General features: G+C 50.5%; 4 protein-coding genes. 1 reads left to right on the forward strand and 3 read right to left on the reverse strand.

What is annotated here, in order from left to right; all coding sequences use genetic code 11:
* The 3 genes from LBO03_10480 to LBO03_10490 all read right to left on the reverse strand — a co-directional run.
* On the reverse strand, positions 1 to 645 hold a 645-nt coding region (locus LBO03_10480; GenBank protein ID MDR3349997.1), incomplete at its 3' end, for a hypothetical protein.
* Positions 614 to 2,506, reverse strand: coding sequence for a hypothetical protein (locus LBO03_10485; GenBank protein MDR3349998.1), 1,893 nt, complete (start codon positions 2,504 to 2,506; stop codon positions 614 to 616). The genes LBO03_10480 and LBO03_10485, both read right to left, overlap by 32 nt.
* 5 nt (positions 2,507 to 2,511) lie before the next feature.
* Positions 2,512 to 3,822, reverse strand: coding sequence for a hypothetical protein (locus tag LBO03_10490; protein MDR3349999.1), 1,311 nt, complete (start codon positions 3,820 to 3,822; stop codon positions 2,512 to 2,514).
* Positions 3,823 to 4,384: 562 nt separating this feature from the next.
* On the opposite strand from LBO03_10490, the gene LBO03_10495 reads away from it, so the two are divergent.
* The coding region (locus LBO03_10495) for a toll/interleukin-1 receptor domain-containing protein (GenBank protein ID MDR3350000.1) at positions 4,385 to 4,885 on the forward strand (501 nt) is incomplete at its 3' end.

Raw genomic sequence — 4,885 nt, forward strand, 5'->3', positions numbered from 1 at the left:
CGTAAGATTCCACCAAAAATACAGCGGGAAATAAAAAAGTTTCTGTCGTTTGTCAGCGGTGCGCCAAAATTCGGTCATCGCATCCTGAAACCGCAAATAGGCCCTGAAATCGGCAAGGCGGCGTTGCTTTCCCTTTTTCTTGTTCCGGGCGTTCCGCTCAATCTTTTCCTCCAATTCTTCGATAACGCCGTCCCGCGCCTCGTTGCCGCCGGATATAAGCTGTAACAACGCGATTATGTGCGCGTCGCAATCAACCATGCCGACAGTTTCCTCTCTCGACGCCAACGCCAACCGGATAAAGCGACGGTTGATCGCCTGTAACGAGGTGAGACTGATTTCGCCGAGGTGAAACACGATGTACGCCTTGACGCACAGCACGAACTGGCGATATGTGCAGCCAATCCAGCTCATGGCCGCTTTGTTTGTTCCGCCTTCAAATGTAAACAGCGTCAGGCCGACGTTTTTCGTTTCGTTGGTAAACGTCCACGACATATCGTCGAATTCGCCGGATACGATGACACCGCGCTTTTTGTAGCCGTCAAAAATCTCCCGCGCCCGAACGATCGCATTTTTATCCAGTTCGCTTATCGACAGATAACGGCTGTAATCCGCCTCAATCTCTTCCCGAAATACCGTAAGTGCCATCAAATTCCACCTCCATGATGTCAAGCAGCCCTCCAATGTCGGCGTTTGGATAAAGCAGTTTTGCCGCTGTCAGCATTTCAGCCACGGCGGGCATAACCGCCTGTTTCAGAATCAGCTTGTAGCGCCATGACTCCTTTGGCGCCGCTTCGGAAGCGTCACGTCTCAACCACGTATATTCGCGCATAAGCGCGTACATCGTCGTTTTCGTGTAAATCTCATAACCGCAGCCGATGCAACCGTCGCGCCCCGCGAACGGGCAGGGAAACCCCGCCGCAGTCATCAGACACAGGCAGTCGCACTGTTTGCCGGGGGCGGATCCCGACGCGATATTTTGAAGCATATCGCAAACGCTCTTTGCGATATTCGGAAAACCATTCATCATTTCGCCTACGGCTTTCCTGCTTCGTATCATTGCGCGCTCCACCGTTTCAATCAGCCCCTCAATGCGGCTTGCCGTGAGGCCAAGCACCCCAATCAGTTTTGTTTGGTCGGTTATTGGCAGCTTCGCATATTCCTCGCCCGCATATATTTCCAGCAGCACGGCAGGAATAAAGCTGAATACACCGCGTTCAAACATTTGCCGTATGATAAATTCCGGGCTGTATCCACTGAACCGGGCGTCTTTCAAGTATGCGTCCGTTATCTCCGAAAGCCGCCCTATGCCGCTTCTGTGGCTTCGTGCCAACGCCGCCAACATATAACCTTTGGGTCTGCCGGGTTCGCCGCCGGCCGCAAGTTCGACCCCTTGCAGATACGACTTGTTGCAGCGTCGCGGCGCAAATCCGCTCCCGTCGAGCGCCGCCATAAAATCCTCGCCGAAAAACAGACGGAGATTGTTCAACCTAAACGTTGCTTTCACAAATGCGTCACCTGCGCGTATTCCCGGACGATGCGCCAACGCCGCCGCAATCATAAGGCCAAGCGGGGCAGTTAAGCTTTCCGGTACGAACAACCTTATCTCCGGCACTTGATACTGTGCATCGGTTTTTTTCGGATACATCGGATTTAATTTGAGCCGAACTCGCAGATTCTCCGTCAGCGCGGCGGCTTTTTCCCTTGAAAACGTTCCGTCGGTTATCTCCCGCAGCACCGTTTCGCCGTCGTAAGGAAATGCGGGAGCGGGAAGCCGCCTCATATCGCTCGCCCTTAACGCGCAGACAAAATGAAGCGCGACAAAAATCCATATGTCTGCGTAAGTTTGATTTCGTGCGGCTTTTTCGGCCAGTTTGTTCCGTGCCCACATTTCTTCGTTGAAAACACAGTACGCCATACGCGCAAAATTTTCCATAGGGTACGCGTCGCTGACAATGGCGGGCCTATCGCGGATGCCGAAGGCGTAAGTCCAGCATGATATGGCGTCGCCGTCGCTTTTTGCCGTCCCCAAAAACTCGGCGAACAAATGCGCGGATTTCCTTGTGGCTCCGTCGTTTAGGCGTTCCGCCAATGATTTTAGGTCGCTCTCATCGTATTCCGTGATTTCTCTGTCAATCTCCGAAAACAAGAAATCCAAGAGCTTCCACGATGTCGGTTTGTCGGCCATTATGCTGTCGGAGATAAATCGCGCATACAAACGACACGTTTCGGGATATGTATCATTGAATGTCCCCAACAGCAGCGCGGTTTTCTCACGGTCAGACCGCTTGTACGCTTTGAGCCACAAGACCAAGCGTTCCCGAATCGCAGTCAAATCCCGCGATGTCATATGAATGGCTTTATCGATCAACGCATACTCCGTGTTGAACCAATCATTCGCTTCCATAAACTCCGCAACCGCCCGCTTGTCCGCTTTGCTGTTTTGATAGAGCGATCCCACTTCATTGCCCGTTTGCAAAACGTATGAGAATAGGTTCCTGCTTTCCATATGCCTCACCGCTCCCCGATTTTCCCGTTGTCAACCAAAAACTCCGCCAGAGCGCCTCCGACGTTTTCGACCTCTTTAACCAAGTCGCCCTTGTTTTGCAGATACTCAAATGCGCTTGCGGGATTGTCGTCCCCGCGCCAGTATTGAACCTGTGCGATGTCCTCGCCGCGCAACACGAGTTGGACGGAATACCAATGGCGCAACGCGTGGCTTGTAAGGCGGTTTTCGTACAGCAACTGCCCGTAAACGCGGCATTCCGCATCTTCCGACTCCAGAAGCACGGGTCTGAAATGATTGTTTGTCAAAGCGGAAAACCGACGCGCATAATCGTCATAGGCCAGAGCCATTCCCCTTTCGTTGATAAACATCGGGCAATATGCCGCCTCGAAACTCCGTGCCGCCAAAAATTCTTTGTGTCGCTCATAAGCCGCGCAGAAAGCCTTTATGAAAGGCGGATAAACACACTGTGTGCGTTCTCTTTTGATTTTGCCGCATATCACGCCGTCGCTTCGCAGAGGATATTCCCGCAACAGGTCGATCTCTATTTTTCGCGCTTCGCCTTCGAAATATGTAAATATCAGCCCATTGCCCAACGGACTGCCTTCCCGCCGCACGTTGCATACCTCCCCCGCACGGAGTCCCGCGAACGCCTGTAGGCAGATGCCGAACGCGATGTCGGGCGCGTAGCGGAACGCGAGGTTCAGCAAAATTCGGAATGCCTTGGTGGGCAACTCCCGAAAGGCCTTTTTATGGTTTGCAAAGCCTTTTGCTTGGAAAACAGGACGTTTCCGGCATTGTGGCCTGCCGCGCCTGTCGCATACCGTCACTTCCGTCACAAGGTCGCTCTCCCCGAGCAATACCGCCGCGCCGAATTTACGGCGCAGTTTGCGAAAGAACATCGTTACGGTCGCCACGCACTTCTCAATGCTCTGCTTGCCGCGATGTGTGCCGTCAGGCAGAATTTCCTGAGCGTAGTCGCGAAAGAAACAATCCAACGCCTCGCGGGTCACGCGAAAAACATGGTCGATCCGAAACTTCGCATATTGCTCGATCAGCACGTAATTCAGCATTACGCAAACATAGCGCAGCTTCGCCTCCGCATCGGAAACCAATGGAGCGAAAACCCTGCCGTCGTACACACCGACATAGTTATGCAGATTCGTGAACCGCGCAATCAGGCCAAAGCGGTTCTTTATGACGATAAAGTGGCGTGTGTACGTCTCGCCGTCAACGGTTATCAACTTGTGGGCGTACAGCCCGTAGCGATATTCCCAGCGCCCGTCGCTTGGCTCTTGCGGATTGAAGATGTTTTCCATGCTCACCCCGTCCAACCGTCAATGATGATTGCATCGGAGGCGGGTTTCTCCCGCGCCCCGTTGCCCGGTATGACCATCATAGCCCGTTGGAAAGGAAAAAAACAGTCTGTTTTTTATCCGTGAGATAATGTAAAGTGGTGAAATGTCGGCATTCCGGCCAAGCAAATCCAATTTGGCGTCAACCCAAAGCTCGGAAATTTAAAATGGCTTTGTCTTGGCGGGAGATTACAGTACATGTAATATTTTTGTAATCTATATATGGTGCATTGCTCTTGACTTTCTTCCCATATGTGGTATTATTGAATTGGCACTCATGGATGGCGAGTGCTAATTATCTGGAAAGACCCGCTATAAAAGCCAAGGGGTTGATTAAGCTTTTTTAATCGTGCAATAAGCATTACCTGAAAGTTGCTAATTGTGAACCGGCGTACATTTATATTTTGGAATGTGGGATATGCGGATATATGTGCTTATTTTGTATTGTATCAGTTATTATAGATGAATTTTTTCAATAACACAGACGGATAAAATTTCATTCAAAAAATATAGGAGGAATAAAACTATGGCAAGATGTACAGCGCCAGTTTACGGTCATCGCACGGCAAGTGGAAGGGCAAACTGCCCAGTATGTGGGGCCAGAGGTAGTTATAGAGGCTACAACTCTCATCCCTCCCATTCTTTGCTGTATTCTTCATCAAACAATTCCACAAGTCGTAGTAGAGTTGGCGGAACAAAAGCACGTTGGTCTCCAGTTGGTTCTACTATTTTATATACGCCTGCGGAAATTCGAATGCTTACCCCTGTGCGTGAAAATGTTGAGAAGCGTTCGAAATTACCAGGTTTACGAGATGTTTTTCTTTGCCACGCTTGGGATGACCGTAAAGGCGCCGCTAAAGAATTACACGATTTACTTGAATCAAAAGGTGTCACTATTTGGTTTAGTGAAAAGGATGTTCCTTTAGGTTCGTCTTTACTTCGTGAAATTGATAAAGGGTTGGCAAAATCTCGTGTCGGTATTGTATTGGTTACACCTTCATTTCTTAAACGTGTTGAGGGAGAAGGA

This window comes from Acidaminococcales bacterium (genome assembly GCA_031290885.1).
Taxonomy (GTDB): Bacteria; Bacillota; Negativicutes; order Acidaminococcales; family JAISLQ01; genus JAISLQ01.